This window comes from Bacillus sp. C30 (assembly GCF_040838255.1).
In the GTDB taxonomy this organism is placed as follows: domain Bacteria; phylum Bacillota; class Bacilli; order Bacillales; family Bacillaceae_G; genus Bacillus_A; species Bacillus_A mycoides.
On the sequence record NZ_JBFPJH010000508.1, the window covers coordinates 1 to 1865 of the forward strand.

Here is a 1865-nt window from a genome sequence, read left to right on the forward strand (position 1 = left end):
TTAGACAATCCGTACATTCCTGCAAAGATTTTTCGATAGACATTTTTCGTCATTTTCTCCTAAATTTTCAATATACTTTTTTAACATAAAATTCGATTGATTCGATTGATTCGATTAAACTTTTATTCCCATTAAAATAGAAGAAAGAAGTAGTGCTTATCGCACTACTTCCGTCTTTGTCTCCTTTTCTAAATTACGAGCTGTTTCACTTAATTCAACGTCTTTTCCATCTTTAAGTGTTCCAAATATAAAATCGAATACTGGATTTGAAACTCCGAACCAAAACTTTTCATTTTTATAATGGTGTAATATGTGCTGTTTTTTTAGCCATCTTCCAAACTTAGTGAAGGGACGAATCGGTTTATGTGCAATATAATGTTTCCATTCATAAACGAGGAGCATGATAATCATTCCGATTCCGAATGAAAGTGTAACAGTAACACTTTTTGTAATACCATACGTTATAAGTAAATATATAGTAAAGCTAGGTATACTAAACCATACAGGCAAAAATAAAAGTTTTAAATCATCTGGATATACGTGATGATCATAATGTAATCTTCTTAACATTTTTAATAAAAATGCGTTTTTAGGCGGCTTTAAATGGAATAAAAAACGGTGTGTCATATATTCGTTAAACGTATAAAAAACAATCCCAAACATACACGCTAACATACCAATCCATGTGAAAAATTGCATTTTTAAAATAATAATAAAAATTAATAGAACACTATACATAATAACAATATCATGTTGTAAAAAAAACTCTTTCACCACTCTCTTCATCTTACTTCCCCCTTTTCCACAAAAACAGCCGCAACATATCGTTACGACCATTTTTTTCTATTTCATTCTTATTCTATTCACTTTACAAATTTTCCTGCTGTTCTATTGTCGAGAAAAAAGTGTTCGGACCAAATATATTTTGCTTCGGAATAATGTGTTCTACTGCAAACACTGTTACTTCTCCTCTTTGTACTTCTCCAATAATGAGACCAAATACTTCATGATTTACCGCAAACGTTGGTTGTTTCGTTTGCAGTAACCTTGCTGCATTTTTAAATACCGCTTCATATAGTGGATTCCTATCAGTAATTTCTTTTCGGATTTTTGGTGCTAAAGTGATGATAATCTCTTTTCCGTCAATAGTGGTTCGATACATAAAAATCTCCCCTTCAATCTTATATGAACAACTGTAAAGCTTTGTATGCAAAATGGATAGAATATCCTACTAAAATAATACCTGCTCCGGCTGTAATATAGCCAAGTGCTTTTTTCTTTAATAAAGTTCTTCCAAAATGTACAGAAAAAGCAATATTTAAATTCCACAAAATAATACCAACAATAATGCAAAGACTGTACAAAAAAGCTTCTTGTTTCGTTACCTTTGTAAGCAACGAGCTAAGTATACTTCCATATATACCAAACCAAAAAACGAGATTTAATGGATTGGATATCGCAATTAGAAATCCTGCCATAAAAGATTGTTTAAGTCCACCTATCTCTTCTTGTTTATATTCCATATTAGAATGAGAAATTCCTTGTTTTACACTTTGAAACCCTAAATAAAACAACAAGAAAAAACCAGCGCAATACATAAAAGCTTGTACATATGTATACATAAACACAGAAGATAAACCAAAATAAATAAGCAGCATAAACAAAATATCAGCAGTCATTCCTCCAATTCCAACAATCCACGCATGCCAAAATCCACGTTCAATTCCTCGTTTTAACATTTCAATATTAATCGGACCTACAGGTGCAGCTAATGAAATACCTAATACTATTTGTTGTATAATTGCTCCAAACATCGCTCTATCCTTTCTACTTCTTTTACTATTAAGTAATGATGCAAATAAAGA

3 protein-coding genes are annotated in these 1865 nt (G+C 31.2%); all 3 read right to left on the reverse strand.

Annotation, left to right across the window (positions count from 1 at the left end; all coding sequences use genetic code 11):
• Positions 1–156 precede the first annotated feature (156 nt).
• On the reverse strand, positions 157–786 hold the full coding sequence (locus AB3X49_RS22310; RefSeq protein WP_367964796.1) for a sterol desaturase family protein: 630 nt from the start codon (positions 784–786) through the stop codon (positions 157–159).
• Between the two features lie 82 nt (positions 787–868).
• A complete protein-coding gene (locus tag AB3X49_RS22315; protein WP_367964798.1) occupies positions 869–1162 on the reverse strand; it encodes a cytoplasmic protein in 294 nt (97 codons plus the stop codon).
• Positions 1163–1181: 19 nt separating this feature from the next.
• On the reverse strand, positions 1182–1814 hold the full coding sequence (locus AB3X49_RS22320) for a LysE family transporter (RefSeq protein ID WP_367964800.1): 633 nt from the start codon (positions 1812–1814) through the stop codon (positions 1182–1184).
• Positions 1815–1865: the final 51 nt, after the last annotated feature.